The sequence below is a fragment of the Thalassoroseus pseudoceratinae genome (assembly GCF_011634775.1).
Lineage (GTDB): Bacteria > Planctomycetota > Planctomycetia > Planctomycetales > Planctomycetaceae > Thalassoroseus > Thalassoroseus pseudoceratinae.
The window spans coordinates 1-25,676 of record NZ_JAALXT010000012.1; the positions used below are offsets into that span (position 1 = coordinate 1).

The following is a 25,676-nucleotide window of genomic DNA, read 5'->3' on the forward strand; positions in this document are numbered from 1 at the left end:
AATACAGTCCGACACCACGCTTTTGCCAGTTAGGAAGATCATTGAAGTTAATTCCATACTTAAACAGCAATTCGTTCTTCTGACTCACAGACAAGCCGAGCAGTCCTTTCGTGGCTTGTTGTTCGTTCTGACCTTCTTTGCGAAGCGTCCAATAGCACCATGAGTTCAGGGCGTTGCGTGCGGCGTCTTCATTCCGCCAACGGAAATAATCGACAACCAGTTCTGCCGAGGGCAACTGGGAAATCCGGCAATCAAAGCAGGCCGGTTGTCCGAGCTTGAGCGAGAACTGGGCGCTGGCTTCACCGGCAAGTGTCGAGTTGTACTTCCGCAGTTTCCTGCCGAAGAGTTGCTCCTCGTTATCGAACAACAGTGAAATCTCGTCGCTCTCCGTGTAGGCGTACAGCACCCGGAAGCCGCAGGTCATCAGCGACTCCGTGGTGGCCACCATCAGGTCACGGAAACGCTCGTCGAAGGGAGCCTCGAACTGGCACGCCTCTTTAGTCAGCCGGGTGAAGCTCCGACCATCCAGACGGGCAACCATATACATGTTAGGCAACACGCACAGGTCGGCAGCGGTCTCGAAGACCCGCATTTTCTTGTCGAGATCATCAAACTTCATCTTTCCACTCCTCGACGACGAAACCAGTTTCCGTCAGTCGGACGTATTTCAGGGTATCGAACCCTTCTTCCAGTGTTGGGAGTTCCAGTTTTTTGGCCGTGGACAGGATGCCGACATCGGGCACTTGGTCCGTTCGCTGTCGGTTCCGAGCGAGACACTCCTCGGCCTTGGACCGGAAGTAGTATCCGAAGACGGAATACTTGGCCGACTTCGCAGCATCGATGTACTTTTTTCGCCCCTCACGAGTCGGGTTTGTGTTGTCGATCACAAACGACTGTTGAGTTTCCAGACAGGCAGTCAGTAGTCGCCGTTCTCGATTCCGAGTTCGCAACAGGTCGAGGCTGATGCGAACGTGCGTTGAGAAAAACCGTTCCTTGTAGAAGGAAGATTTCCCCGACGCTTGCAGACCGATGAAGACCACCGCCTCCATTACTTTCTCCTAAATACAAAATGCCCACTCGGTATTTCTGAACCGAGTGGGCTTAGTGATTCAATCCCTAAAAGTACAGGTCCCGGTTCACACCATCAAAAGCAGCCTTTCTTGAGACAACACTTCTTAAAGCGTTTGCCGGAACCGCAAGGGCAGAGATCGTTTCTGCCGAGCTTTTCCTCCAGCAGTTTGTCACCGTGGACGACCCGCACCCCACTCTTCACCTGCGTTTCGGACGGGAATCCTCGACGACGCTTGCTCATCGTCTCGAAAAAAATGGCTGTTCGTTAAAATGTTCATGGCTCGTATTTGACATAGCGCACCTCCATTCTCTTTAGTTGTTCCTTTCGTAGACACCGCCACACGGAAAAGGTTCGCTCGGGCCGACGAGCTTATTAAGGTTGCCACTGAACGTGTCTGAACCGGAGTTTGAGCAAGCAGTCGCTCACTCCTCTTCGACCAACTCCCCAAAGTGCGCCACGATGAGGCCGACCGCTCCGTCAGGGCCATAGCCGAAGTCCGGTGTGTTCACGACGATCCGAATGGCCCTCTCCAACCACTCTTGAAACTGAGCCAGATGAGGCTTCTTACCGTAGAGTTCGATGCGAAGTGGAGCGACGTAGCGGTGGCAAGGGCTATCGCTGACGCTTTCCATCAGCAGGTCATGTTGATCCCAAAGAGCTTGGTTCATGTCGGCATACACCGTGGCCTCGATTTCATTCTCCGTCCATGTTTCGGACTCGCAGTTCCAATACACTGGATTCCGAAGGGCATCGCCTTTAACGATCCGGTAGCGAGGAAACTCGTCACTTCCAATTTTGACGAGCGACAGAATTGGTGGGGTTGGGTTCTCGCTCATTCCTGATCTCCTTCGGGATGCTCTGGTATAAACTCACCACCGTTGAGAACAGCGGATCGCTCGATGACTCTTGGTAAGTCCTCGGCCAGTCGGTGCGGATTTCTGATCGCCAGATTGACGACGCCCTGTCCGGTAACACGGATGGTCAGAAACAATACCGCCTTTTCGTCATTAGTTGTTGGACAGTCGGCGACCCCAGAATCCAGCGAAAGGATTTCGCAGTAAGTGACAGGCATTTTCATGAGTTGCCCCCCCTTTGCTCTTGGAAAGTTGAAAACCTTCTCTACTAAGGGGTGCCTCTCTTTTGTCGGGGATGGTTGCCGCACTCAGCGCAGCGAGTGAACTGGCCGAGGACAACCGAACCACACTGACCACACCGCCACCGACCAAAGCCGCAAACTCGGCAGGACTTATTGGGATCAGACATGCCTGATCCGCAGTTGCGGCAGACCCATTGGGGCGCAGGTGCGTCACTGCCGGTCATCCTGACTCGCTCGGAATCGCAGTTAAACGGCGGTGGACAGCCAAGGTGAAACCAAGGGTCGCCGCCACATTCTCGGAACGTCCGGTATTCTTCGTCGTCGCTGAAGAAGACTGCGGAAAACAGATGCCCTCCGATCCATTGAACGAAGTTGAAGAACAAGATAGTGGCCAAGGTTATCAGCGACAAAATTGGAAGGCTGATTGCTCCGACAAGAATCGCAGGGATGCCGATTGGCAATGAGAGAATGAAAGCGAACACCCAGTAGCGGGCGAGGATTTCATAGGCCGATGTGCGTTGAGGCATGAGCAACTTCCAGTTCGAGGATGAAAACTGAAAGTTGCAGGGGGTGCCCACCACAGGCCGAGTATGAAAACTGATTCAGGAAAACTGCGAAGTCGAGGTGGGTCAAATCATGTGACCAGCTTCCTGCAACGTCTTCACCATCTCAGCGGTGAGCGTCACCTTCTGTGCTGGTGGATCGCATTGGCCGTAGCGAGACCCAAGATAGTCGATGGCGTCATCGAGTGGCTGATACGGTCTGCCAGACGTTGGGTCGTAGTTCTTATCTGCGATATCTCCCGAGTGCCCGAGATAAAGCTTTCTCATGCTCAGGTCGTATTCCTTGATCGTCGCAGCACCCGTTTTGCGAAGACCTTTCAACACCCTGTCTGGCAGATCAACACCCCGACTTTTCATCTGCCCCCACATTCTCGAAACGTTGTCATATTGGATTGTTTTCAACTCGCCGTCCTTTGTTGTCTCTGTCTTCTTCGGCGTGAGTCGTCCGCCACGAACTGTAAGAAAGGCAAACTTGTTGTCCTTGCAGATGACCTTTTTGATAGCGGCAATGGTGGATGGCCACAATTTATAGTTCACTCTTGGTGGATTCGGCGTCCGCTTTGTCTTTGTCCGCTTGTGAATCAACCGCCCGTCTTTCAGGTTCAACTGTCGATGGCGGATATCGTTCACATCCGTCTGTGTGAAGCCACAATTCAGGAACAGCAACAACCAGCACTTCCAGTGGTTGTTAAGCTCATCGCTGGCGAGTGTCGCTGTGAAGTCGTCCTTTTCCCAAAACATCCTCGGATCGAAGTCGTCTTCGGCGTCCACTTCATCATTATCGTCGATCTCGATGTTCACGAAGGTCATCGAGCGATCTTTCAAGTTCTTGGGGAGCGTTTCGAGTTCGCACTCGTCCTGCCGCCATGCCCACTCGGTAAACGTGATGGCAGCACGCCGATACGACATTTTAGAGCCGACTTTTAACTCTCGGTCGTTCAGTAGCATCGAGTAGAAATCCTGCCAGCGAACGCCGGTAATTGATGTGATGTGTGATTCATCGCCGATGTAGCTTCGGAACTTTGCCAAATGGGACTTGGCGGATGTGTAGGTTTTTGGGGATCGTTGATTGACCGCCGCTTTCTCTTGAAGGGAGTCAAGATATCGCTCAGCCCAGTATTTCACCGTCTGTGGGCGATTTACTCCTGTGGTGGCGTGCAATTCGAGAATGTGCTGCCACTTCTCAGGAAGTTGGTAGTTGAGCGTACCAAAGCTTGTTCCTCCCAAGGTCGTGGGGAGCATTGCCTCGACGCCGGACTTCTTCTCAGCCTTCACTCCAACGAACTCGGCCCTGAACCGATCACTTAGCCCGCCTATACCGATACGATCAGGAAGTTCCGGGCGAGAAAGAACGTTCTCGATACTGTCCAGAAATTTCGACACATCTTTGCTGAGTTGTGGCTCGTGGCAGCAATCTCGCACCTGCTCGAACAAAGCCTTATGAAGATGCCAGACCGAGGCATTTGGACGCTCGGCATCTCGTTTCGCCTTCTCAATAATCCACTCGTGAAGAGCGGCCTCGTAGCCTGCTTTTGTGTCGTGCCGAGTATCATCGCCTTTCGAGTACCAGACGGGGAAGCCATCTGAAACACCTTTTGATGACTTCCATTTTTTACGGGGTGCAAACCAAGTGAGTTCGATCTTGATTCCATTCTTCTTGCATCGTTTTGAGTAACTCATCTTCAACAGTTGCTCTTGCAAGGGTGGGGTTGGTGAGATTCTCCATCGGATACCAGTGTATCCGATACTGGCAATAATCACCACGTAATCGGATACGAAGAAACCTCAAAACCCTGCAAATAATGCACTTTTTTGTAAATGCAAACTCCCTCTTAATCAGTAGGTTCAAGGTTCAAGTCCTTGCGGGGGCACTCTAGAAACGCTGTAACCGCAATGGGTTACGGCGTTTTTCTCTTTGATCGCATTCAACAAGTATTCATTTACGCTTCTACTTGTGGTACGACCCGCAAAGAAGGCTGGTACTTCGCGGGATGCGATGGCGTCGGTGAGTTGTCCGGCGAAAGCGATCTACCGTTCAGCCTGCCGCAAATTGGGGGAAACGCAAGCAAACCTTTCGCTTTCCTAAGGAATGCGTTTGCCTGTTCGGACGGTGTCCTTTTTGAGGTCAATGTAGATGAACTTCGTCAATTCATAGTCGAAGATGAATTGTCCTTGTCCGTCGCCGTGCAGGACGGAGTGCGGGCTGACGGTTCGATACTCGATGCCTCGTTCGTTGCCTCGCTCGTGCCACGAGTAAGTTCCATTTTCGTAAAAATCCAGCGTTATCCCCGTTTTCCGCCCGTACCGCTCCCACGACCATTTGGTCCCATCAAGACGCTTTCGCAACAGCGGGAAGTCTTTCGGGGCGGCTTGCTCTGCTGCTTCGTATTTCGCCAGTGCAGCGGCAATTCGTGGAGGGAGCGTCTGTTGTCCCGAAACGCTCGAATATCCCAGGATAACCATGGTTAGAGAAAGAAAGCACGCAACCGCTGAACACAAGCGTCGCTCGGTACCGCGACGCCGGTCGAGTTCCTAGAACAACCAACGATTCCGAGACGCGAACAGCTTTGCGAACGTGATGAATTTCAGGTGATGTAGTCGCCACTAGGTCTAATATCTAATCGCTAGGTTCACCCGGATTCTTAGCATGCAAGACGTGGAAGTAGACGTCGCGGACTGCTTGAAAATTGAGCCAATTGCGTAAGGCGTAGCCGCTGTTCTTGAGATTTTCGGTTGTGTAGATATTTGTCTTGCCACCGGTGGGATGGACGCCGTCCTTAGAGATCAGCGTGTCTTGCCAGGAACCGTTGGGGCGTCTTTTGAGAATCTCCGCGTGGTAGTCAACCAACGGAACCTGATAGGTCTTGGCGACATCCTTGATGATTTGGTTGATCTCGCGAACACTCGTCTCGCGATTTCGACGCGGTGGGATTGTATTGAGGATCGGGATGCAGTGAGCTGCTAGGCACTTCTTGACGACTTGCTCAAGATCCGTCTTATAGGACTTCGGTACGTTGCCACTAGCAATATCATTGGTCCCAACCATGATAATTGCCACTTCTGGGGACTGATTTTCAAGAACGTCGTCCACCACGCCCAACACATTCTTGACCGTCCATCCAGAATAGTTGCCATGCTTGGGACCTTTGTCGCGTTCGCCTTGGATCACATCCCGCCATCGCTTGCCAGCGGGTGTTTTAGGGAGACCATCATTCTGCGTGAGATATTGTTGTGGATCGTCCCAACCCATAGGCGTCCAAAACGCCATGCTGAAGGTAATTGAATCGCCGAACTGTGCAATATACCCGAATTGGCCTTGGAATTTCGCATGAACTTTTTGCATTGGCTGAACCCAACTCGGCTCCTTGGCTGGACGAGATTGAGTGATCGTCTCTTGAGACGGTGTTGATTCAGCATCCTGATTGAAGACGAACTCGTCAGCTCCGATATCGGGCTGATCTAAGCGGGGTTGACTATCGATATCATGAGACACGAGTGGCAGTCGGGCTGCGGTATTGACGATGTCTTTGACAGGTTTGACTAAATGCAAATCCCCCGTGTCAGCATCGGCAAACAATTGCGAGAGATCTTCGGCGGAATAGTTCAAACGAGATTCAACCACGTCGTCGCTCGTGACTAGCAACGCCGCTCCGCTGAGCAAATTATTCTCGACGACTAAGTCCTTATTGACATTCTGCACCCAAATGAGTCGCCCAAAACGGCTACTGGGTTCATGAATGGTGTTGTGCATAACCTGGCAGTTCTTTGTGTAGCACGCAAGAATTCCGGTCTCGGGGCAACCGGTAATAAAGTTGTTCCGCACCACACAGTCGATGGCGTGCAGCCAATCCCCCACTCGTGATGGGTTGCCCAGGGCGATACCAACATCGCAGTCAACAATCGCATTCCGTTCGATAACACAATCGTGACCCTCTTCGGAAATGTAGACACACGCCCGTCCTTCGCGAGTCCGGCCTTGAATGCCTACGAACACATTGTCACTGATCGTCCAACCATGAGTGTTCTTGACATCAATTCCACCGATATAGTTTCCGTTGTAAGTCTTCGTTGTATCGGTGGGATCATCTTCAAAACGTTTCGGCCGATCGTTGTAGAACAGACAGAATTGCACTCGACAATCGCGGGGATATAGCTCCGCTTGTGCTGGTGGAATATGAGAGGCTTTGACACCACGCTGCCAAATATTGTGAACGACGCAGTTATAGATCCGTGCCCGCTGTGCTCCATGTTCCGAGGCGATCTTAAACCCGTTCCACTTGATGTTCTGAATGGTTAGATCGGCAACCGTAATGCCTTCACCACTGATTAGCACTAATTCACCATGCCGGCTATTGGTGCCGTCAAGAATAACATCGTGTCGATTCCCCGAGCGACTGCGAAGCGTCACGTTGTCCGTTGCTAGTGTGAGTACCGAAGGCAATTCGTATTGTCCATCAGCAAGCAGAATCGTGCCTCCAGGTTTGATCGTATTGGCGGCGGCAAACAACTCTTGGACATTCGTCGCATGAATCACTTCGCCGGTCGGAGCCGAAAGACGAGGCGCTTGCGGCAGCCAAGCGTAATCAGGTGGAGCCGCCATCGCGAGGCGACAACCAATAATGACATAGGCGAATATAGTGGTGTACCAAGAATGTTTCACGAGTATCACGTCCTTTGCTCGAGTCGTTGAAATCGCAATTGAGCCCATGACAAGTAAACTGTCTCAGTGGCATCGACTAGACTGTGTCTAGGATCGCGTGCAACGATGTGATGGTGATTTGCTACTAGTCTTGATGCAAAGTTCTTCGGCGAATGTTTTGAGACCGTCATCGGTGACGTTGCAAATGTCACTAGTATTAATAGTGACCGCTCTGCGATTTCGTCTAGCAAGAGGAGCTTGCTTTCCCGCTGCACACACTCCTCACAAGAGTAGGCGGCATGTGGTCAGACGAGGTCTGACCACGTTTTCTTGCTCACATCACGCCAATGCCAAACGTGTTAGTGGAGTTGGACAGTCACCGCCTTGGTTTGTGTATAGAGATCAACAGCTTCGTGTCCCATTTCTCGCCCCCAACCGGACTGTTTATAACCACCAAATGGCAGGGACGCGTCAAAGATGTTGTAGCAATTGACCCAGACAGTACCCGCTTTCAGTTGTCGGGCGATGCGATGGCCTTTGCTGATGTCTTTGGTCCAGACGGCGGCGGCGAGGCCGTAAATGCTATCGTTGGCGGTGGCGATGAGTTCATCGGGATCATCAAACGGTACGGCGGCGACGACGGGACCGAAGATTTCTTCTTGAATTACCTGCATATTGGGTTTGGTATCGACGAGGATCGTCGGTTCAACAAAGTAGCCCGAACAGGCATCTCGTTTCCCGCCCACGACGGCCTGGGCTCCCTCTCGGAAACCCGATTCCAGATAACTGCAAACGCGATCCTGTTGAATTTGCGAGACCATCGGCCCCATTCCGGTCTCAGGATGCATGCCCGGTCCGAGTTTGATCTCTTTGGCCTGAGCCGCGACTCCTTCCACCACTTCATCGAATTGCGTGCGATGGACGAACAGTCGAGACCCGGCACAACAGCACTGACCATGATTGAAGAAGATCGCGTTGGCTGCACCGGCAATCGCGGCGGGAAGATCGGCATCGGGCAAAATGATGTTTGGGCTTTTGCCTCCCAGCTCGAGCGTGACTTTCTTCAGATTGGTTTCCCCAGCGGCTTTGACGATGAGTTTGCCGACTTCGGTGGAACCTGTGAAGGCGATCTTGTCGACATCTGGATGCGCGGCCAATGCTGCCCCGGCCGTCTCACCAAATCCTGTCACGATATTGACGACGCCTGGCGGAAAGCCGGCCTCTTGAATCAATTGCCCTAATCGCAGGGCACTCATGGGGGTTTCTTCAGCGACTTTCAGCACGATCGTACAGCCGGTTGCCAACGCCGGTCCGAGTTTCCAAGCCGCCATCAACAGTGGGAAGTTCCAAGGAATGATTTGTCCGACCACGCCGACAGGTTCTCGGAGTGTATAGGAGTGAAACTCAGCTCCGGGAAGATAGGGAACCGAAATCGGAATCGTGTTCCCTTCGATTTTCGTGGCCCAGCCTGCCATGTATCGGAACAGATCGATCGCCAGCGGAACATCGGCGACTGCGGCGACGGACTTCGGTTTGCCGTTGTCGAGGGCTTCAATTTCGGCAAATTGCTCGACGTGTTGATCCATCAAGTCGGCGAGTTTCCAGATCAGTTTGCCCCGTTCCGATGCTGTCATCCGAGACCAAGGGCCGTCCTCAAACGCCTTCCGTGCGGCAGCCACGGCTTTATCGATGTCGGCCCGGTCACCTTCCGCGACCGAAGTCAATGTGCTGCCGTCCGCAGGATTCTTGACTTCGAACGTCTTTCCGGATTCTGCGGGAATCCACTGACCATCGATCAACAACTGATGATCCTGATCAAGAAACGACATTGTTTCGGAACCGGCGGCGGGAGCGTCTGTAGTGAAAGGCATGACTAACGTTTCTGACGTGTTAGAGATTCACGAACAAGAATGGGACCGACTCGTTCTTAATTGTCAGCCAGCACCAGTGTGACTGTCAAGAATCGGGCTCGGAGAGTCATCCTGCGTGACGTGGCTTTGAATCTCACGCACAGCATAGATCAAGAAAGTGCTAGTTGGCCCCCTCTTGGTCGGACGGCACTTTGGGCAGCGCGAAACGGATTGGGAGTAGATCGTTAAGAGTGAGTTCTTGACGCACGATGCCCGTGGGATCGAGGATCAGGACGGGAAATTCACCCGACACGAATTCCGCGAGTACCTGACTGCAAGCTCCACATGGTGTGCCGGCGGATGACGTGCACAAGGCCATCCCTTGAAACGCTCGTTCTCCCTGACTCACCGCATTGGCAATTGCCACTCGTTCGGCACAGATCGTCAGACCGTAGGAGACGTTTTCGACGTTGCAGCCGGTAAACAATTCCCCCGATGTGCTCAACAGACTCGCTCCCACCTGGAATTCGGAGTAAGGAGCATACGCCAACTTGCGGACACGAATGGCGGCGTCGATCAGACGTTGCCGGTTCTCGGTGGAAATCGACATTCGATTCGTCCTGACGTGGGTACGAGTTGCAACGCAGAATTCTCTTTCCGGATTCAACTGCCGGACATCTCGCGACTTCGCCAATCCTCGGCTGCTTGCTGACAAGCCGTCAAACGCTCGTGGATGAGGGCAGTCAATTCTTCTTCTCGCCCTTTTTTGAGATGGTCGGCGAGATCGTCTTGCGAGAGTGGTTCGCCAAAAACGACATGGATGTGCCCTTGCCGCGGCCAGATCGAACCGGACGGCATGCAACCATTTGCACCAGCGATGCCGACGGGAAAGACCGGCAAACCGCTGCGTCGTGCCAACGCGATGAACCCGGGTTTGATCTTACCGATTTTCCCGTCCCGACTGCGTGTGCCCTCGGGGAAGATGCCGACGAGAAACCCGTGCTTCATCCGTCCGACGGCGGTGCGAATTGTTGCGGTACTGGCGGCATCCCGATTGATCGGCATCACGTACGTCTTCCGCAGAATGTGCCCCATGACCGGGATCGGGAATAATGTGTCGCGGGCCAGGAAACTCACCGGGCGGGACAACGGCAAACCGATCAACAGTGGATCGAGCGAACTTTGATGGTTGCTCAACACCAAACCGCCACCGGAGTCCGGAATGTTCTCCAGCCCACGGGCCCGATATCGAAACCGAAGCGTGAAGAACATGCGAAGGATGAATTGGATCGTCAACCAATACAGGTTGCGGCGGGTCGGGTGAGGAGTCGCCTCGGGTTGGGAATCAGTTTTCGTCTTCGGCATGGCGATGAAATTTCGGTGGGGTGCGTCAAGAGGCGCTCGGTTGCGATGCGAATTGAAGTTCCAACAGCAACTCTTTGACGCTTGTCATCGGGATATTGTCACGGGCAATCCGACGCGACGAGGAAATAAATACCGGAGCCTCACTGGTTTCTTTTCCGGGGGTTGGCAATCGACCATGCGTTCCACGAACGAGACTTGCATCCAATGGCGTCAAATCCATGTAGTAGCGAAACCCAAGTAGCTTACGAGCCAACCGCGATGCGATTCGCATTTTGGGAAACCGGATTTGCGGATCGATGAACAGTTCCGCCGGATCGTAACCAGGTTTGCGATGGATATCGACCGTGCGAGCGTAGTCAGGGGCCTTTTCGTCATCCAACCAGAAGTAGTACGTCATCCACGCCCCCGGTGCAGCAACGGCGATCAATTCCCCAGACCGTTCGTGATCGAGACCGAACTCGGCTTGCGAGGCCCGATCCAACACCATTTCGATTCCGTCCGTCTGCTTCAACACCTCCGCGACTTTCGGAATGTCCGCGGGGTCGGAGATGTAGACATGAGCAATTTGATGATCGGAAACCGCGAAGGCCCGCGATGCCCCGTAATCGAGCGTCTCCCAACCGAGCGGTTCCTGCCGCACCGTCAGAAAACCGGCTTCCCGCAAGACACGGTTGATATGAACCGGCTGCGTGGCGGACGTGATCGCATACTCCGAAAGCACCACGACTTCCCGACCGAGTTCGCGAGCGGCGTCGATCAACTTGCCGGCCACCGCGTCAATCTGGCGAATGTCCTCGCGAACTTCGGGATCATCGGGGCCCAGACGCTGAAGGTTGTAATCGAGGTGCGGGAGATACACGAGTGTCAAAGTGGGGTCGTGTTGCTTCATCACCTGGATCGAAGCATCTGCAATCCAGGCGGAACTCGTGATGTCCGCCCCCGGCCCCCAAAAACGCAGCAACGGGAACACACCCAGATCCGCTTGCAGTTGATCTTTGAGACCTGCCGGATGGCTGTAGGAATCGAATACTTTCCGACCATCGGCGGGGTAACTCGGTCGCGGTGTGACCGAATACTCCACATCCGCGTACATGTTGTACCACCAGAACATCTGAGCGGTCGTATATTTGGAGTCCCGTTTTTTCGCGGTGTGCCAAATTTTCTCGCCTTGAACCAGCCGATTTGACTGACGCCACAAGTACACTTCGGACAAGTCGCGGAAGTACCAACCATTCGCCACGATGCCATGCTCGCGGGGCATCGTTCCCGTCAAAATCGTGGATTGAGCCGAACACGTGACCGCGGGCAATACCGTGCCCATCGGCTGGGCAAACCCGTCGGCTGCCAGTCGCGAGAGATGGGGCGTGTCCGGGCCAAGCATCTCGTGCGTCAACCCCACAACGTTCATCACAATCAAAGGTTGCGTCATCTTCGGCATTCGTATTCTGGGTACGGATGAGGGAACTCTGGCAGCGAATCATCGGTTGCCGCGATGGTGTTGTCAAAGGCAGATGACCAATGTGCGTTCCCGATTGTTCTTCGTTTCCCGCATTGGCCGTCCCGAATCGGCATTGACCTCCAAGCGAGATTTGAAGTATTTCCCCCATCGCCAAGAACGAAACAACTCACGATGGAGTCAGTCCGACCGATGCGATTGTTGCAGCGGTACATCCTCTGGGAATTGACAAAAGTCTTCCTGTTTTTGTTGAGCCTCCTCACAATCCTGTTGGTATTTGTGGGTGTGTTCAAGGAAATCAGTGAAAGCGGGCTTGGTCCGTGGCAGGTGCTACAGATCTTGCCGTTCATTGTGCCCAGTTTGCTTCCGTTTACCATTCCCGCAACGCTGCTGTTGGCCGTGTGTGTGGTGTATGGGCGTGTTGCCGGTGACCAGGAAATCACGGCGGCAAAAGCGGCGGGTATCAATGTGATGTCTCTGCTTCTTCCCGCGTTCTTGCTGGGCACGGTGATGAGTTTGGTCTCACTCGTGCTCACCGACCAAGTCATTCCATGGGCGGTTGCGAACATTCAACGCACCGTCACCGAAGCCATGGAAGACATCTTCCTGGATATGCTCCGCTCGAATCATCAGGTCAAGGATGAGCAACGCGGGTTCTCGATCAATGTGATGGATGTGCAAGGCAAAACGTTGATCAAACCGGTCTTTCAATATGCCCCGCGTGGTGGCAGCACGGCGACGGTGCAAGCAGCGGAAGCGACACTGAAGTTCGATCTCGATCGGCAAGAAGTCGTGCTGCATCTGCGGAACGCGCACATCGACACCGCCGGCGACGAGCAGCTATTCCTCACCGAGGATGAATACGCATTTCCATTGCCGCAGGAAATCCGCAAGCCCAACGCCCGACATATGAGCCTGAACCGCATTCATGGTCAGCTCAACGGTTTGGAACAACAAATTTCCGAGCAACGCACTCGGCAAGACCTCGACGCCGCCATGCTGATGGCGATCGGCGATTTCGACCGCATGATCGAAAACGAATTCGTGATGTTCGAGAAGCATCAAGACTTCACAATCGAAGAATTCAACAAGCTCCGGACGGAGACTTTCAGCCGAATTTCGATGGCCACAAGTTGCTTCTTCTTCGTGCTTGTCGGCGGACCGTTCGCGATTTTGCAAGGTCGTCGCCAATTCCTGACCAGTTTCTTCCTGTGTTTCCTGCCGATCTTGTTGGGGTACTATCCCATTGCGTTGTTGATGATGAACCTCTCCAAGCAAGGTAGCGTCGACCCATCATACGCGATGTGGGCGGGCAACTTGCTTCTGGGAGTCGTGGGACTGCGAGTGCTATTCAAAGTGCTGCGGCATTGATTTCCTTGCGACCGGCACTCTAGGATTTCGGTTTTGATGGATGCCAACGTTCGGCGAGCCGCGCGTTTTGAATCCATGCTCAACACGGCTACAGTGTCGTCAAACAACTTTGCGAAATCCCATGTCTCGACGCGCTACACGCAAGTCCCGGAATCAATTGATGGGCGGACACCAACGTTGTTGGGTGTGGGGTCGGCACGCAGTTCGCGAGATTCTTCAAGCCGGTCGTTGGCCGGTCATGGAACTGTTGTTAGCGGATACGCTGACCGATGAACTCGATGCGGATTTCCGAACGCTCGCCAATACCCGAGCAGTTGACGTCTCTGCCGAATCGCCGAAACGGCTAAGCCAACTCTGTGGTGTAAAGAACCATCAAGGCGTCATCGCGAAGATGCCGCCGTTTCCTTACGATGTGGCGAAAGAGGTTCTCCAAGCCGCTGCCGATCAGCCGCTGTTCGTGATGCTCGATCGGATTCAAGACTCCTACAACTTCGGTGCCATTTTGCGGTCGGCAGAGGTGTTGGGCGTGGATGGGGTCTTCATTGGGGACATGCACCAAGCGGAAGTGAACAGCTTGGTCGCTCGCACATCCGGAGGCGCAGTCAATCATTTGAAGATCGCCCAAGTCCCTGACCTTGTCGAATGGACCCAAAGTCTTCGCCAAAGCGGACACCAAATCGTCGGCGCGAGTGAAAAAGCCGACCGTTCGCCATCGGATTGCAATTTTCAACCGGCGACCACGCTCATCATCGGGAACGAGGGCGAAGGAATCCGACCGGAACTGCAAGAACTTTGCAACGGACTCATTGCGATCCCACAGTGCGGTCAAGTCGGTTCGCTCAACGCCGCGGTCGCCGCAGGCATTCTGCTGTATGAAGCAAGAAGACAGCGAAACGAAGTGGTTAGCAAGTAGATTCAGTTCGCCTCACCAAATGTGGTCATCGCTTAGCCGGATTGCTGCCCTCCAAACGTGTGGAGAGAGCAAACACGGCTATGCAAGAAGACGTCATTGACTAGACGGTGTCTAGCACCGATTGATTATGGAATGGCAGCGACCTCTTTCCCTTTGATCGTTGCGAGTGCCCGATAGACATCAATATCGATATTCTCGCTGATACCGAAGACCGTTCCATCAGCCATAGCGAATTGCACAATACCGGGATGGAAACTGTGGAACGAGTAGTTGCGAGGCCAGTCCCCTCGTGTCCACGGGTCGCCGTTGGATTGTTTGTAGTTTGGCGGAATGGCACAGGTTGCGGTCGTATGATTGAAGTGCCCCCAGAAACCGGTGTGACTCGAAAGTTCGTTGGAAGATTCACCAATCATGAACGTATTGCTGGTTCCATCCACGATATCGCGGAACTTGGTATAGTTTGTGTCACCATTGATCGTTCCGTTGTGTTCTTCCATCCGACGATCGAACATACCGTTGCCGCGGTTCAGACCGTGATTGGAACCACCTGGTTGAGAAATGTTGAAGTCTCCCCAAGCCCAATTACTACCAGAAACGCCTTTGTAACTTGTTGGGGCTCCATTGCCGACATTCGCGATGCTGTTCGAAATCTCGTCGGCGGTATCACTCGGACAGCGAACAGCCGTCAGTATCGTGTATCGCACCGATTGCCCATTCAGGGTAGCACTCATCTGCATTGTTGTGTTGCCTTGGCCGGGCTTGATTTCCTGATGCAAGTTATCTTGCTCGAGGTAAGGCAATGCTTGAGTGATCCAACTCCAACCTCGGCTACTAGTATTGTATTGGCCGTCATGAATGGAGTAGGGAAATTTGTCGTGGACGTCGTGAAAGTTGTGACAAGCGAGTGCGAGTTGCTTGAGTTTGTTCTTACATTCCGTACGACGTGCGGCCTCTCGAGCTTGCTGCACCGCAGGCAATAACAGTGCAATCAAGATCGCGATAATCGCGATCACGACCAAGAGTTCAATCAGCGTGAAACCAGAGCGACGATGGCGTTGCGGCATGAGAAAGCCCTCTTCGAGAAAATGAAGAAACAGAAAACAACGTGAGTTCAAAGAAAGGATTAGAGGAATACTGTGATGTAACCTCTCTGAATGATTGCCTTGGACGAACGACGTGAGTCATTCTTGAGGGTGACTGTTCAGCAAGCGCACCCCGAGCTAATGTGGCATGAACTGCCAGCAGGAACAGAACCGATTTAGCAACCTGTGCAGACTATATTAGTCGGCTTCGAGCGTCAGATCGTAATCACCGCTCCCGCCGTCTGATTTCACTTCCACCTGCAATGGAGTTGATTCTTTGTTCGTGTACTCTTCTTTCACCAAATAAACCGGGACCGCGTAAGCATCGGCGCTATCGGATTCGGCGTTGTTGGCTTCTTGGGCAGTCACTACGACTTTGTAAGCCCCAACGGGTGCCCCTTCGACGCCCTTAGTAAACAAGGCATAAGTGCCATCGTCGGCAATCGGGGATTCAGGGATCAAAGTGCTTTCGTTCCCCTGATCTTTGTCAGGTACAAATCGAACGGTGCCGGTCGTTAGTTTCTCAGTGCCGTTGGTCACGCTGCCTTTGACTGGCGCATACTCGACGCCGTCACCACAACCGACCAGAAACAACAAGGGAACTGCCAGAGGAGCAAGAACTCGTGAGCGCGAGGCGAAAAGAGAGCGCATGAATTGTCTTCCAAGAAAGAACGACAATAGTGATAACGAACCGCTGAAGAATGGATTGTTATCGATCTTACCAGGTGTGAACTGATTCGTTCATAGAAACCTATCAATACTCGTTAAATTATAGATTGACGAGACGAATGGCAACTCAAAAAGAATTTCCACGCGAATTTCGCGGATTTCGATCGGCACTAAATGCGGGGCCGGTTGAGTAGGAAAACTAGTCACGCAAGGACGATTCTTGGCCGAACAGATGGTCTGGCTACAAGCACAGGCCCAACAATCCGGCCGAGTGATCACACCAAACGGCGGCTTTCTTTTTCGAGTTTCTCGGCAAGAAACTGCACCACGTTCGGGGCGACGGTGTTGAAGTAGTTCCAGCTATGACCGTCAACCGTGGTTTCAAAATCCGTTTCGACAGGCATCCCAGACGAGCGGAGTTTCATCACCATGCGAGCGGCTCCGTCGTACCAGTGAGCGTCGGCGGGATCACAGGTAATGAGTTGATGTCGCGGCCAATTCAGCATTTGGATTTGCAGAATCGCCGTCGCTTGGCGGGCGGTTTCGGCGTCGGGGAATAACTGGTCGAGCACTAGACCTTCGCCATGCACGAGATGAAAGTCGATTGTCGGCGAGACAGCGACAATCACCGGGAACACCGTCGGTTGGCGATACGCCACCTGCAACACGCCCTGCCCGCCCATACTTACGCCCAGCAATCCGATCTGCGTCGGTTGGACCTGCCAATGTTGCTCAATCCAACCCATGACTTGCTCGCTGACGAACTTCAACGGCGTGCTGCCTTCGAACTCCGGCGATGGCACATCGAGCCACCAGCTTTGCCCTCCATGCGGACACACGCACCGCAAACCGTGACGGTCCAACTCCGCTGTATACGCGGGTTTGTCGAGGAGTGTTTCCCCGCCGTGTCCGTGTAGGAACAGAACCACCGAGCCTCGCGGATTCGGGTTTGTTGGCTCGAAAATATCCGCCGGACGTCCGCCGATGGTGGTCGTTTCCCAAGACATTCGACGCATTCTCCTCAATCAAGCCGACGGCGACACTCGCGAAATCGCCGGGAATTAGTCATAACAAAACTGTCATTGCAACGAGACCGCGTGGCGAACGCAACCGCGACGGTCGACACTTTTCTGAAGGATCCCGCCTATGCTCGCTGCCAATCGTTTTGCATTCAAGGAATGGGCTTCTGTGTGTATTGCGCTCGCGGAGGGTCGGCAGAGCGTAATTTTTCGCAAAGGTGGCATCCACGAGTCCCAAGGTGAATTCACCGTCGATCATCCAGAATTCTGGTTGTTTCCGACGAAGTTTCATCAAGATCCGACGGAATTATCGGATGAACATGGTGATCTCATTCCGCGTTCGCAATCACTCACAGCACCGGCCGACACCGTTCACTTCCAACATTATGTCGTCGTCACCGATATCATTCGTTTGCAGGACGAATCGCGATTGCCCTATCTGACGGGTTTGCATGTCTGGTCGGATCAGACGTTGTCTCAACGCTTTCACTACCGTCACCCTGGCCTATTCGCATTGCTTGTGAGTGTATTCACTCTCGCGGAACCGATTGCGTTGCCCGACTCTCCACACTTTGCGGGTTGCCGAAGCTGGGTCGACTTGCCGGAAGAACTCCCAGTTGCGGGTCTCAAACCCGTACTTTCCGCTGCGGAATCGGAAAAACACTGGAGCGAACTGCGGGTGGCGTTGACGTCTTCGCAGATCGTTTGACGTCCAATCGTTGCCAGACGAACTCATAGCAGTCGCTTGGCAGACTTTTCCGATTTTGCCGGTTGCTCCTGGCGATCCTTTTCTTCGAGTCGTGCCGGAGACGCCGGCAGACTGATCGTCATATCCGGACCGACCGGACCGAGTTGCCATCAGTGTGTGCATCTTACCGCACCGACGATCACGCCTGCGGAATGCTTGCGTCGATGATCTTGGCTAGCCTCTCAATCCGGTGTCCGCTCGGTTACCCGACCGAACGGCCATTACCGTGTTGTGATCGGCCATTATCCAGGCATGACGCCCAGTTCGGCTGTCGTTCGTAGTGAGAGGAACACTCGCACCGGACGGCGATGGAAAAGGACGCCCCCATGATTTCGTTCCGCCGGCCCCTCCCCCAACTTCCCATCGCCGCGAGGATTCTCCCGGCGATCATGGTCAGTACACTGGTCATCAACACCGTCACCATTGCCGGTGAATGGCGGCCAACCCGACCAGAAATCAGTGAGAGAAGCGAACCCTCCACGGGTGCCGCTCTTCTGCAAACTCTGTACGTTGAACACGTTTTGGAATCCGATGCGTCGGAAACCGAAATCGTGCCCGTCGCTGCTGAGACGGTCGATCCGCTTCAAGCGTTGGTTGAAGACGCCATCGATGTCACCAGCCGACGCATGCTGACTGCCGACGTCAATACCCCGTGGCAAATCGCTCACGGTGTGCTTGCCTTGCGGGATCAGTACTATCTGAAAACGACTGACGGCAAGACCGTAAACGCGCTCGATTGGATTTCAACCGGCCCGAGCTTCGCCGGCAAACCGTGGTTCGTGATGACTCCGTACGGTGGGAAAGGTCATCCGTTCACGGAACCGTACCACTTCGAAGGACACCCGAATCAATTCTTGGCATTGTTCACCCTCGCACGATTGCCTCGCGAGTTCAAATTCACTGCGGACAACGGTCGAACCTTCACCGTCGCCGACTGGATTCACAATGCCAAGATGGAATGCAACAACCACGAAGAAATGACCTGGACGTTGTGGTCGCTGGCCTTCTACATTGAGCCCGATGCCGAGTGGTATAACAAAGACGGCGAAAAGTGGAGCATGGAACGCCTGATCCGCGATCAAATGCAGACGCCCGTCACCAAGTCGGCCTGCGGTGGCAACCACTTGCTGTTCGCGATCGCCTGTGCTCGCAATGCTTACCTCCAAGCTGGGAACCCGCTCCGCGGTGCGTGGCTGGAAGGGCATATGTTCTTGCAGAAATACGTCCAAATCGCGAAACAGTGGCAGAACTCCGACGGCTCGTTCTCCTCGCAGTGGTACAAGTCGTCCGCTCACTCCGATGACATCGCTCGTCGACTCTCGACCACCGGACACTGCCTGGAATTCCTGATGGTCGTGCTGCCGCAAAGCGAAATCAATCAACCGTGGATTCGCAAATCCGTCAACCGCATCGGTCGTGATCTTGTGGACAACCAGAACGAACCGATCGGTGGCAAAGGCGTCGGCGGGATGTATCATGCCCTCAATGCCCTGACAATCTACCGCGATCGCATGGGCTGGAACAAAAAGCCGGAAGTGATGGCCACCGGCGAATCCGACACGCAAATTCGGTAGGTGGGCGTGATGTGACCGAAGCGTCCGCTCGCGTCACATCACTCGACATCCTCATTAGACCATCGTCTGAAAAGCCGCCTTCCGGGTGTGACCGGTGGGCGGTTTTTGTATACTGATCGGGCTATGCAACCATTCCCGACTCCAACATCCAACCGCCTGATCGACGTCTCCAACGAGATTCGCAACCGTCGAATCTCGTGTGGGGATGTTCTCGTCCGATGTTTGGAACAAATCGAGCAGCAAGAAAGTCATCTGAAAGCCTGGGTGGTTGTTGACGCCGACCGTGCAAAGGAAGCCGCTCGACAACTCGACGCCGAACTCGAACAAGGTCAATGGCGAGGCCCGTTGCATGGCGTTCCGGTCGGTGTGAAAGACATTTTCGATGTCGCCGGATTGCCCACGATGGCGGGTTCGTCACGCCGTCGGAATACCGTGGCCGAGCACGATGCCGTGCTTGTGTCACGACTGCGAGACGCGGGAGCGGTCATCCTTGGCAAAACGGTGACGACGCAGTTCGCCTGTTTCGATCCGCCCCACACCCGGAACCCATGGAACCCTGATCGTACGCCCGGCGGTTCGTCGAGCGGGTCCGCGGCTGCGGTTTCGACTGAGATGTGTTACGCCGCCCTTGGCAGTCAGACCGGCGGTTCGATTACAAGACCCGCCGCTTATTGTGGCGTGTGTGGGCTGAAACCAACGTATCGACAGCTCCCCCTCTCCGGTTGCGTTCCCGTGGCGGAAAGTCTCGATCACGCGGGTCCGCTCACTCGTTGCATCGCGGATTTGGCATTGATGCAAGATGCCCTCGATGGTCGCAAGCGTTACGCCCAAGCGATTGAGGCCAACTCTCTCGAACGGTTGCAACATCTTCGGATTGGTGTGACGGAGGAATTGTTCGCGGATCGGCCAACGATGCAATCCTGCGACCCCGATTCCCAACGACTCTTGCGACGACTCCAACGCCGTCTGGGAAAAAACCTATGCAGCACGAACCAAATATCACTGCCGATCGACTTCGATGAAATCTTGTCCTACCATCGCACCCTCATGAGTTACGAAGCCGCCGCTTGGCATCGGTGGCGATTCGAGCAACACCCCGAGGATTACTTGCCGAACATGACATCCCTGATCCGTGAGGGATTGGAAACCACACCGACCGAGTACCAAGCCGCTCGTCACCAGCAACGTCGATGGCGACAACGCATGAAGGCCGAATTCGCCCGGTACGATGTGCTCGTCTGCCCCGCGACCACCGGACCGGCTCCCGATCGCTCGACCACCGGCGATTCCAGCATGAACGCCCCGTGGAGTTTCCTCGGCCTACCAACCGTTTCGCTCCCCGTGGCCCTGACCAACGACGAACTCCCGTTGTCCTTGCAGTTCGTGGGACGCCGACGCAACGAACGCACCCTCCTCGCCCTCGCTCACCACCTCGAAACCCGCTTCCGTCGCGACTCACTCGCCGGGTGAGGCCGGGAATTAGGGGGCAGGAAACAGGAATCTGGGTGCCATGTTCACGGCTTTGCATGAGCATGCATTCCACGGCGATCGTGCGTCCAATCATGCTCATCCAAAGCGACGAGCACGCCACCCGGCCGTTCAATCCTCGATCATCGCATCGCGCCAACTTTCAATCTCGATGGAATAATCATCATCGCACGTCGGCTTGACGGTCACTTGACTCGGGTAATTCTCACGGATGTGCCAATTCAGATTGGGTTCGCGACCATGCTCCAGATGAAACGCCCGGCGGGCAGCGGTTTCGACCTCCGACTGCGTGCGACCGGGGAACGCGTAGATCTCACAATAGCGTTCCAACTCCCGCCGATCGGTTTTTTCCTGTTCTGTCTCGCGATAGGCTGCATCGAGCGTACCCTGGAGACAGGTTTCGCTAATCGCCGCAGTGATCGCCGCACAGCCGGAACATGCAAAAACCAGAAGGAATAGGCAAACAAGAGAGCCTCGCATAGTTCCAACTTCGATTGGTGGCCGATTGGACTGATTGCAACGAACAATCACGTGTTAACCGGTTTATCGACCTGATCATTGCTCGTATTTGAACTTATGATTCGGGCGGTTATCAGCTTGAGTGAATTCTCTCTCACGCAAAAGCGTATAGAATGGGGAGCACCTTCGCATTGATCCGCCGTCAACTTCTTCCTCACTAATCATCCATGCCCGATACCCTGCCCTCAATTGACGAATTGGAAACCGGATTGCGTTCCGTGATGCAGTCCGAGCGGTTTCGGCTGCGGCGGCGGTTGGATTCGATCAAGAAAGCCCAGGCCGCCGGCAAACCGTTCGACCGCAATTTGCGTCGATTGGCGGGTGAGATTGAGAAATCATCGGAACTCTACAAGCGACGGGCGGAGCGGGTTCCGAAGGTCACTTACCCCGAAGATTTGCCGATCAGCGGCATGCGGGAGACGATCGCGAATGCCTTGAAAGAGCATCAGGTCATCGTCGTGTGTGGTGAGACGGGGTCGGGGAAATCGACGCAGTTGCCGAAGTTGTGTTTGGATCTCGGTCGCGGTGTCGGCGGAATGATTGGGCACACGCAACCCCGCCGAATCGCCGCCCGTTCGGTCGCTGCTCGCGTTGCGGAGGAACTCGGCAAACCGCTCGGCAAGGAAGTCGGTTTCAAGATTCGATTTGCCGACTCGACCAGTCCGGAGACGTACATCAAACTCATGACCGACGGTATCCTGCTCGCTGAGACGCAGGGGGATCGGTTTCTTGATCGGTACGATACGCTGATCATCGACGAAGCCCACGAACGCAGTTTGAACATTGATTTCCTGCTCGGCTACGTGAAGGGATTGTTGCCGCGTCGGCGAGATTTGAAACTCATTATCACCTCGGCCACCATCGACGCGGACCGCTACGCCGAACACTTCGCCGACTCACGTGGGCCGGCTCCGATCATCAATGTCGAGGGGCGAACCTATCCGGTCGAGACGCGGTATCGTCCGTTGATCACTGACGAAGACACCGACAACCGTGATGAACCCGATCCGCTCCAACATCTCGCGACCGCCATCGACGAAGTCGCCCGCGAACAACCCGTCGGCGACATTCTCGTGTTCATGCCGACCGAACGGGATATCCGCGATGCCGCCAAGCAACTTCGTGGACATCATGTTGCCGGTGATTCGTCCAACCGCAAAACGGAAATTCTGCCGCTCTACGGTCGGCTCTCGACCGCCGAACAAAACCGCGTCTTCCAAAAGTCCGATTGGCGACGGATCGTCATCGCCACAAACGTCGCTGAGTCCTCATTGACGGTGCCGAACGTCAGATATGTGGTCGACACCGGCACGGCTCGGATCAGTCGGTATTCGTCCCGTTCGCAAGTGCAGCGACTTCCCATCGAACCGGTCTCGCAAGCCTCCGCCGATCAACGGGCTGGTCGGTGTGGTCGGGTTGGCCCTGGCGTTTGCATCCGATTGTATTCTGAGGAAGACTACCTCACCCGCGATCGGTTTACCGCGCCGGAAATTCAACGCACGAACTTGGCGTCGGTCATTCTGCAGACGCAGGCACTCAAGTTGGGAGCGATCGAGGAATTTCCGTTTCTCGATCCGCCCAAACCCGGTGCCATCCGCGATGGCTACAAAACGCTGTTCGAGTTGGGGGCGATCGACGAGGAAAACCGACTCACGCCGATCGGACAACAACTCGCGCGGTTGCCGGTCGATCCGCGAATCGGGCGGATGATTTTGGCCGGTCATGAAGAACGCTGTTTGCAGAACGTGCTCATCATCGCGGCGGCTCTGGAAATTCAAGACCCGCGTGATCGCCCCGTCGAGAAACAACAAGCCGCCGACCAAGCCCACGAGAAGTTTCAGCACGAGGAATCGGACTTTCTCAGCCTGCTGAAACTCTGGCAGTTCTACCACAAGCTGCGAGATGATCTCTCGAAAAGTCGGTTGCGGAAAGCGTGCGTGCAAAACTTCTTGAACTTCAATCGGCTGCGGGAGTGGAGCGAGACCTATCAACAACTCCGGCGACTCGTCGAAGACGCGGGCATGAAAGTTGGCGGACGGAAGGACTTCCGCAAGAAGAACAAAGTCGGTTCAGAGAAACGAAAGAACGACGACGAGACCGGCACCGAATTGCGGTTGGAAGCAAAAGACGCCGACGCGATTCATCGGGCATTGCTGACCGGTTTACTCTCGAATGTGGCCTACCGAGGCGAGGAAGGGCACGAGTACACCGGTTCGGGCGGGACCAAGTTTTTTCTGTGGCCGGGGTCCGGTGTGTTCGGCAAGAAACCGAAGTGGGTGATGGCGGCAGAGCTGGTCGAAACCAGCCAGCGGTATCTTCGCACGGTTGCTCGGATCAATCCCGATTGGATCGAACCGCTCGCGGGGCATCTCGTCAAGAAGACATACAGCGAACCGCATTGGTCCGCGAAATCCGGCTCGGCGATGGCTTTTGAGAAAGTGCTGCTGTTCGGGCTGACGTTGGTGCCGCGACGACGAGTCCGCTATGGCCGGATCGATGCCAAACTCTCCCGCGAACTCTTCTTGCAACACGCTCTGGCGGAGTTCGATTGGGAGACCAAACACCCCTTCTTCAAGCATAATCAGGAGTTGCTCACCGAAGTCGAGAAGATGCAGGCCAAGAGTCGGCAAGGTGATTTGCTGTTGTTGCCGGAAGAGCGGTTCGAGTTCTTCGATCAACGGGTGCCGAACCGTGTGGTGGATGCTCCGTCTTTCGACAAGTGGTATCGCAAGGAAGTCAAGAAGCAACCGCGATTGTTGTTCATGGCCAAGTCCGACTTGCTGCGAGCGGGTGCTGAAGGTGTCGATGAAGACGAGTTTCCGAACGCCATCGAAGTCGGGCGGATGCGGTTGCCGTTGGAGTACCACCTCGAACCCGGCACCGATGACGACGGCATCACGCTAACGGTGCCGCAAGCGGGGGTGAATCAACTCGATCCGCATCGGCTCGGTTGGTTGGTGCCGGGGTTGCTCCAAGAAAAGATCGTGGCGTTGATCAAATCGCTACCAAAGAACATTCGTCGCGAGTTCGTGCCCGCTCCCGATACCGCCCGAGCGGTTCTGAAAGAACTTCAATTCGGTCAGGGCGATTTCGTGGATGCGGTGGCGACAAAGCTGAGTCGCATCGCCGGAGAACCGATTCGACGCGATTTGTTCGACGAAAATCGGTTGCCGTCGCACCTGAAAATGAATGTGCGTGTGGTCGATGATGACGGTCAATCTGTCGCCAGCGGACGGGATTTGCAAACGATCCGTCGGGAAGTGTCCGCCGATGCGTCCGCGGCGATGAGTGCCACTGACGATGCGGTGTGGAGTCGCGACGATTTGACCGAATGGAATTTCGGCGACATTCCCGCTCATCTCGATGTGCGTCGCGGTGGTGTGGCGATGCGGGCGTATCCCACGTTGATTGATCGCGGGCAGACCGTGTCACTGCGTCTGGTCGACACCCCACAGAAAGCGGCTCGGCAACTCCGCGGCGGTTTGCGACGATTGTTCGCTTTGCAGAATGCGAAGAAACTCAAGCAACAAGTCGATTATCTCCCAGATCTGGGTCGTCTCCGTATGCTCGCCTCGACGCTGCCGGGGGAAGCGAAGCTCACGCACTCTTTGGTCGATCTGCTCGCGGATCGGGCGTTTTTCGGTGATGAAGCAGTGTTGCCGCGTGCGGAAGCGGAGTTTCAAAAACGCGAGAAAGCCGGTCGCAATCGGATCAGCGTGGCCGTGCAGGATCTCGCCTCGCTCGTCAAACCGATCCTGGAACAAGCTCAGAATGTAAAGGCGATGCTGGAAGATTCCGTTCCTAGTGCGTGGGAATTCTCCCTCCTCGACATGCACGAACAACACGAGGAACTTCTCCGCGAAGGGTTTTGGACTTCCACACCGTGGCCGTGGTTGTGTCAATATCCGCGTTATCTGCGAGCGATGTTGTTCCGCCGAGAACGTCTTTCTGACAGTGATTGGCAGGCCGATCAGAAGAAGCAAGCTAACGTACGACGATATTGGGAGATGTATCTCGAACGTCGTCAGTCACATGCTCAGCGGAATATTTACGATCCGCAATTGAATGCGTTTCGGTGGATGATTGAGGAGTACCGCGTCTCGGTGTTTGCCCAGAAATTGGGAACGGCGATCCCCATTTCGCCAAAACGACTCGATCAACAATGGAGCCAGGTGGCACCGTAGACGTCGATAGGGTTCGTGAAGTAGAAGAGATGTAGGGTGCGTCGTGACGCACCGCAAATTCACGCGGA

Annotated in this window: 22 protein-coding genes; 6 read left to right on the forward strand and 16 right to left on the reverse strand. The window is 54.6% G+C overall.

Features of this window, described 5'->3' with window-relative positions; genetic code table 11:
* From G6R38_RS27185 to G6R38_RS27240, 12 genes are all read right to left on the reverse strand, one after another.
* Positions 1-619 (reverse strand): tRNA(His) guanylyltransferase Thg1 family protein (locus G6R38_RS27185; protein WP_166831932.1); only part of this gene is annotated, 619 nt, incomplete at its 3' end.
* Positions 609-1,049, reverse strand: a complete 441-nt coding sequence (locus G6R38_RS27190; protein WP_166831933.1) for an AAA family ATPase — start codon at positions 1,047-1,049, stop codon at positions 609-611. The genes G6R38_RS27185 and G6R38_RS27190, both read right to left, overlap by 11 nt.
* A gap of 95 nt (positions 1,050-1,144) precedes the next feature.
* Entirely contained in the window at positions 1,145-1,312 is a 168-nt protein-coding gene (locus G6R38_RS28555) for an SEC-C metal-binding domain-containing protein (RefSeq protein ID WP_166831934.1), read from the reverse strand.
* Positions 1,313-1,494: 182 nt separating this feature from the next.
* A complete protein-coding gene (locus G6R38_RS27200; RefSeq protein ID WP_166831935.1) occupies positions 1,495-1,908 on the reverse strand; it encodes a hypothetical protein in 414 nt (137 codons plus the stop codon).
* Positions 1,905-2,150 (reverse strand): hypothetical protein, encoded by a 246-nt coding sequence (locus G6R38_RS27205; RefSeq protein ID WP_166831936.1) that lies wholly within the window; start codon positions 2,148-2,150, stop codon positions 1,905-1,907. The genes G6R38_RS27200 and G6R38_RS27205 overlap by 4 nt, the downstream gene beginning before the upstream one ends.
* A 647-nt stretch (positions 2,151-2,797) precedes the next feature.
* On the reverse strand, positions 2,798-4,411 hold the full coding sequence (locus tag G6R38_RS27210; RefSeq protein ID WP_166831937.1) for a hypothetical protein: 1,614 nt from the start codon (positions 4,409-4,411) through the stop codon (positions 2,798-2,800).
* 402 nt (positions 4,412-4,813) lie between these two features.
* The gene (locus G6R38_RS27215; RefSeq protein WP_166831938.1) at positions 4,814-5,230 is read right to left on the reverse strand and encodes a hypothetical protein; all 417 of its coding nucleotides are present in this window, start codon (positions 5,228-5,230) and stop codon (positions 4,814-4,816) included.
* 118 nt (positions 5,231-5,348) lie between these two features.
* Complete coding sequence (locus G6R38_RS27220; protein WP_166831939.1) at positions 5,349-7,391, reverse strand: GDSL-type esterase/lipase family protein; 2,043 nt, start codon at positions 7,389-7,391, stop codon at positions 5,349-5,351.
* Positions 7,392-7,729: 338 nt separating this feature from the next.
* A complete protein-coding gene (locus tag G6R38_RS27225) occupies positions 7,730-9,241 on the reverse strand; it encodes an aldehyde dehydrogenase family protein (protein WP_166831940.1) in 1,512 nt (503 codons plus the stop codon).
* Positions 9,242-9,401: 160 nt separating this feature from the next.
* Entirely contained in the window at positions 9,402-9,830 is a 429-nt protein-coding gene (gene cdd / locus G6R38_RS27230; protein WP_166831941.1) for a cytidine deaminase, read from the reverse strand.
* A gap of 53 nt (positions 9,831-9,883) precedes the next feature.
* Positions 9,884-10,585 carry a lysophospholipid acyltransferase family protein gene (locus G6R38_RS27235; RefSeq protein ID WP_166831943.1) on the reverse strand — a complete coding sequence of 234 codons (702 nt, stop codon included), beginning with the start codon at positions 10,583-10,585 and terminating at the stop codon, positions 9,884-9,886.
* 25 nt (positions 10,586-10,610) lie between these two features.
* Complete coding sequence (locus G6R38_RS27240) at positions 10,611-12,014, reverse strand: alkaline phosphatase family protein (RefSeq protein WP_166831946.1); 1,404 nt, start codon at positions 12,012-12,014, stop codon at positions 10,611-10,613.
* A gap of 201 nt (positions 12,015-12,215) precedes the next feature.
* Between G6R38_RS27240 and G6R38_RS27245 the strand changes: the two genes are divergently transcribed.
* Positions 12,216-13,412 (forward strand): LptF/LptG family permease, encoded by a 1,197-nt coding sequence (locus G6R38_RS27245; RefSeq protein WP_166831948.1) that lies wholly within the window; start codon positions 12,216-12,218, stop codon positions 13,410-13,412.
* A 121-nt stretch (positions 13,413-13,533) separates the two neighbouring features.
* Positions 13,534-14,325 (forward strand): 23S rRNA (guanosine(2251)-2'-O)-methyltransferase RlmB, encoded by a 792-nt coding sequence (rlmB, locus tag G6R38_RS27250; protein WP_166831950.1) that lies wholly within the window; start codon positions 13,534-13,536, stop codon positions 14,323-14,325.
* A 125-nt stretch (positions 14,326-14,450) separates the two neighbouring features.
* Here the strand turns inward: rlmB and G6R38_RS27255 are convergent, their stop codons facing one another.
* From G6R38_RS27255 to G6R38_RS27265, 3 genes are all read right to left on the reverse strand, one after another.
* Positions 14,451-15,389 carry a DUF1559 domain-containing protein gene (locus G6R38_RS27255; protein WP_166831952.1) on the reverse strand — a complete coding sequence of 313 codons (939 nt, stop codon included), beginning with the start codon at positions 15,387-15,389 and terminating at the stop codon, positions 14,451-14,453.
* Positions 15,390-15,605: 216 nt separating this feature from the next.
* On the reverse strand, positions 15,606-16,058 hold the full coding sequence (locus G6R38_RS27260) for a hypothetical protein (protein WP_166831954.1): 453 nt from the start codon (positions 16,056-16,058) through the stop codon (positions 15,606-15,608).
* A gap of 293 nt (positions 16,059-16,351) precedes the next feature.
* The gene (locus tag G6R38_RS27265; RefSeq protein ID WP_166831955.1) at positions 16,352-17,083 is read right to left on the reverse strand and encodes an alpha/beta hydrolase-fold protein; all 732 of its coding nucleotides are present in this window, start codon (positions 17,081-17,083) and stop codon (positions 16,352-16,354) included.
* 139 nt (positions 17,084-17,222) lie between these two features.
* Here G6R38_RS27265 and G6R38_RS27270 point away from each other — a divergent pair, with 139 nt between their 5' ends.
* From G6R38_RS27270 to G6R38_RS27280, 3 genes are all read left to right on the forward strand, one after another.
* On the forward strand, positions 17,223-17,804 hold the full coding sequence (locus G6R38_RS27270) for a DUF1802 family protein (RefSeq protein WP_166831957.1): 582 nt from the start codon (positions 17,223-17,225) through the stop codon (positions 17,802-17,804).
* 365 nt (positions 17,805-18,169) lie between these two features.
* The gene (locus tag G6R38_RS27275; protein ID WP_166831959.1) at positions 18,170-19,417 is read left to right on the forward strand and encodes a hypothetical protein; all 1,248 of its coding nucleotides are present in this window, start codon (positions 18,170-18,172) and stop codon (positions 19,415-19,417) included.
* 123 nt (positions 19,418-19,540) lie between these two features.
* Positions 19,541-20,887 (forward strand): amidase, encoded by a 1,347-nt coding sequence (locus tag G6R38_RS27280; RefSeq protein ID WP_166831961.1) that lies wholly within the window; start codon positions 19,541-19,543, stop codon positions 20,885-20,887.
* Positions 20,888-21,016: 129 nt separating this feature from the next.
* Here the strand turns inward: G6R38_RS27280 and G6R38_RS27285 are convergent, their stop codons facing one another.
* Positions 21,017-21,385, reverse strand: coding sequence for a hypothetical protein (locus G6R38_RS27285; protein WP_166831963.1), 369 nt, complete (start codon positions 21,383-21,385; stop codon positions 21,017-21,019).
* Positions 21,386-21,591: 206 nt separating this feature from the next.
* On the opposite strand from G6R38_RS27285, the gene hrpA reads away from it, so the two are divergent.
* The gene (gene hrpA / locus G6R38_RS27290) at positions 21,592-25,608 is read left to right on the forward strand and encodes an ATP-dependent RNA helicase HrpA (protein ID WP_240928410.1); all 4,017 of its coding nucleotides are present in this window, start codon (positions 21,592-21,594) and stop codon (positions 25,606-25,608) included.
* Positions 25,609-25,676 lie beyond the last annotated feature (68 nt).

What these genes read in the sequence shown, in the direction of transcription:
- G6R38_RS27190 (WP_166831933.1), bottom strand. Translation starts at nt 1,049, where the DNA reads ATGGAGGCGGTGGTCTTCATCGGTCTGCAAGCGTCGGGGAAATCTTCC.
- G6R38_RS28555 (WP_166831934.1), bottom strand. Translation starts at nt 1,312, where the DNA reads ATGAGCAAGCGTCGTCGAGGATTCCCGTCCGAAACGCAGGTGAAGAGT.
- G6R38_RS27200 (WP_166831935.1), bottom strand. Translation starts at nt 1,908, where the DNA reads ATGAGCGAGAACCCAACCCCACCAATTCTGTCGCTCGTCAAAATTGGA.
- G6R38_RS27205 (WP_166831936.1), bottom strand. Translation starts at nt 2,150, where the DNA reads ATGAAAATGCCTGTCACTTACTGCGAAATCCTTTCGCTGGATTCTGGG.
- G6R38_RS27210 (WP_166831937.1), bottom strand. Translation starts at nt 4,411, where the DNA reads ATGAGTTACTCAAAACGATGCAAGAAGAATGGAATCAAGATCGAACTC.
- G6R38_RS27225 (WP_166831940.1), bottom strand. Translation starts at nt 9,241, where the DNA reads ATGCCTTTCACTACAGACGCTCCCGCCGCCGGTTCCGAAACAATGTCG.
- cdd (WP_166831941.1), bottom strand. Translation starts at nt 9,830, where the DNA reads ATGTCGATTTCCACCGAGAACCGGCAACGTCTGATCGACGCCGCCATT.
- G6R38_RS27235 (WP_166831943.1), bottom strand. Translation starts at nt 10,585, where the DNA reads ATGCCGAAGACGAAAACTGATTCCCAACCCGAGGCGACTCCTCACCCG.
- G6R38_RS27240 (WP_166831946.1), bottom strand. Translation starts at nt 12,014, where the DNA reads ATGACGCAACCTTTGATTGTGATGAACGTTGTGGGGTTGACGCACGAG.
- G6R38_RS27245 (WP_166831948.1), top strand. Translation starts at nt 12,216, where the DNA reads ATGGAGTCAGTCCGACCGATGCGATTGTTGCAGCGGTACATCCTCTGG.
- rlmB (WP_166831950.1), top strand. Translation starts at nt 13,534, where the DNA reads ATGTCTCGACGCGCTACACGCAAGTCCCGGAATCAATTGATGGGCGGA.
- G6R38_RS27255 (WP_166831952.1), bottom strand. Translation starts at nt 15,389, where the DNA reads ATGCCGCAACGCCATCGTCGCTCTGGTTTCACGCTGATTGAACTCTTG.
- G6R38_RS27260 (WP_166831954.1), bottom strand. Translation starts at nt 16,058, where the DNA reads ATGCGCTCTCTTTTCGCCTCGCGCTCACGAGTTCTTGCTCCTCTGGCA.
- G6R38_RS27265 (WP_166831955.1), bottom strand. Translation starts at nt 17,083, where the DNA reads ATGTCTTGGGAAACGACCACCATCGGCGGACGTCCGGCGGATATTTTC.
- G6R38_RS27270 (WP_166831957.1), top strand. Translation starts at nt 17,223, where the DNA reads ATGCTCGCTGCCAATCGTTTTGCATTCAAGGAATGGGCTTCTGTGTGT.
- G6R38_RS27275 (WP_166831959.1), top strand. Translation starts at nt 18,170, where the DNA reads ATGATTTCGTTCCGCCGGCCCCTCCCCCAACTTCCCATCGCCGCGAGG.
- G6R38_RS27280 (WP_166831961.1), top strand. Translation starts at nt 19,541, where the DNA reads ATGCAACCATTCCCGACTCCAACATCCAACCGCCTGATCGACGTCTCC.
- G6R38_RS27285 (WP_166831963.1), bottom strand. Translation starts at nt 21,385, where the DNA reads ATGCGAGGCTCTCTTGTTTGCCTATTCCTTCTGGTTTTTGCATGTTCC.
- hrpA (WP_240928410.1), top strand. Translation starts at nt 21,592, where the DNA reads ATGCCCGATACCCTGCCCTCAATTGACGAATTGGAAACCGGATTGCGT.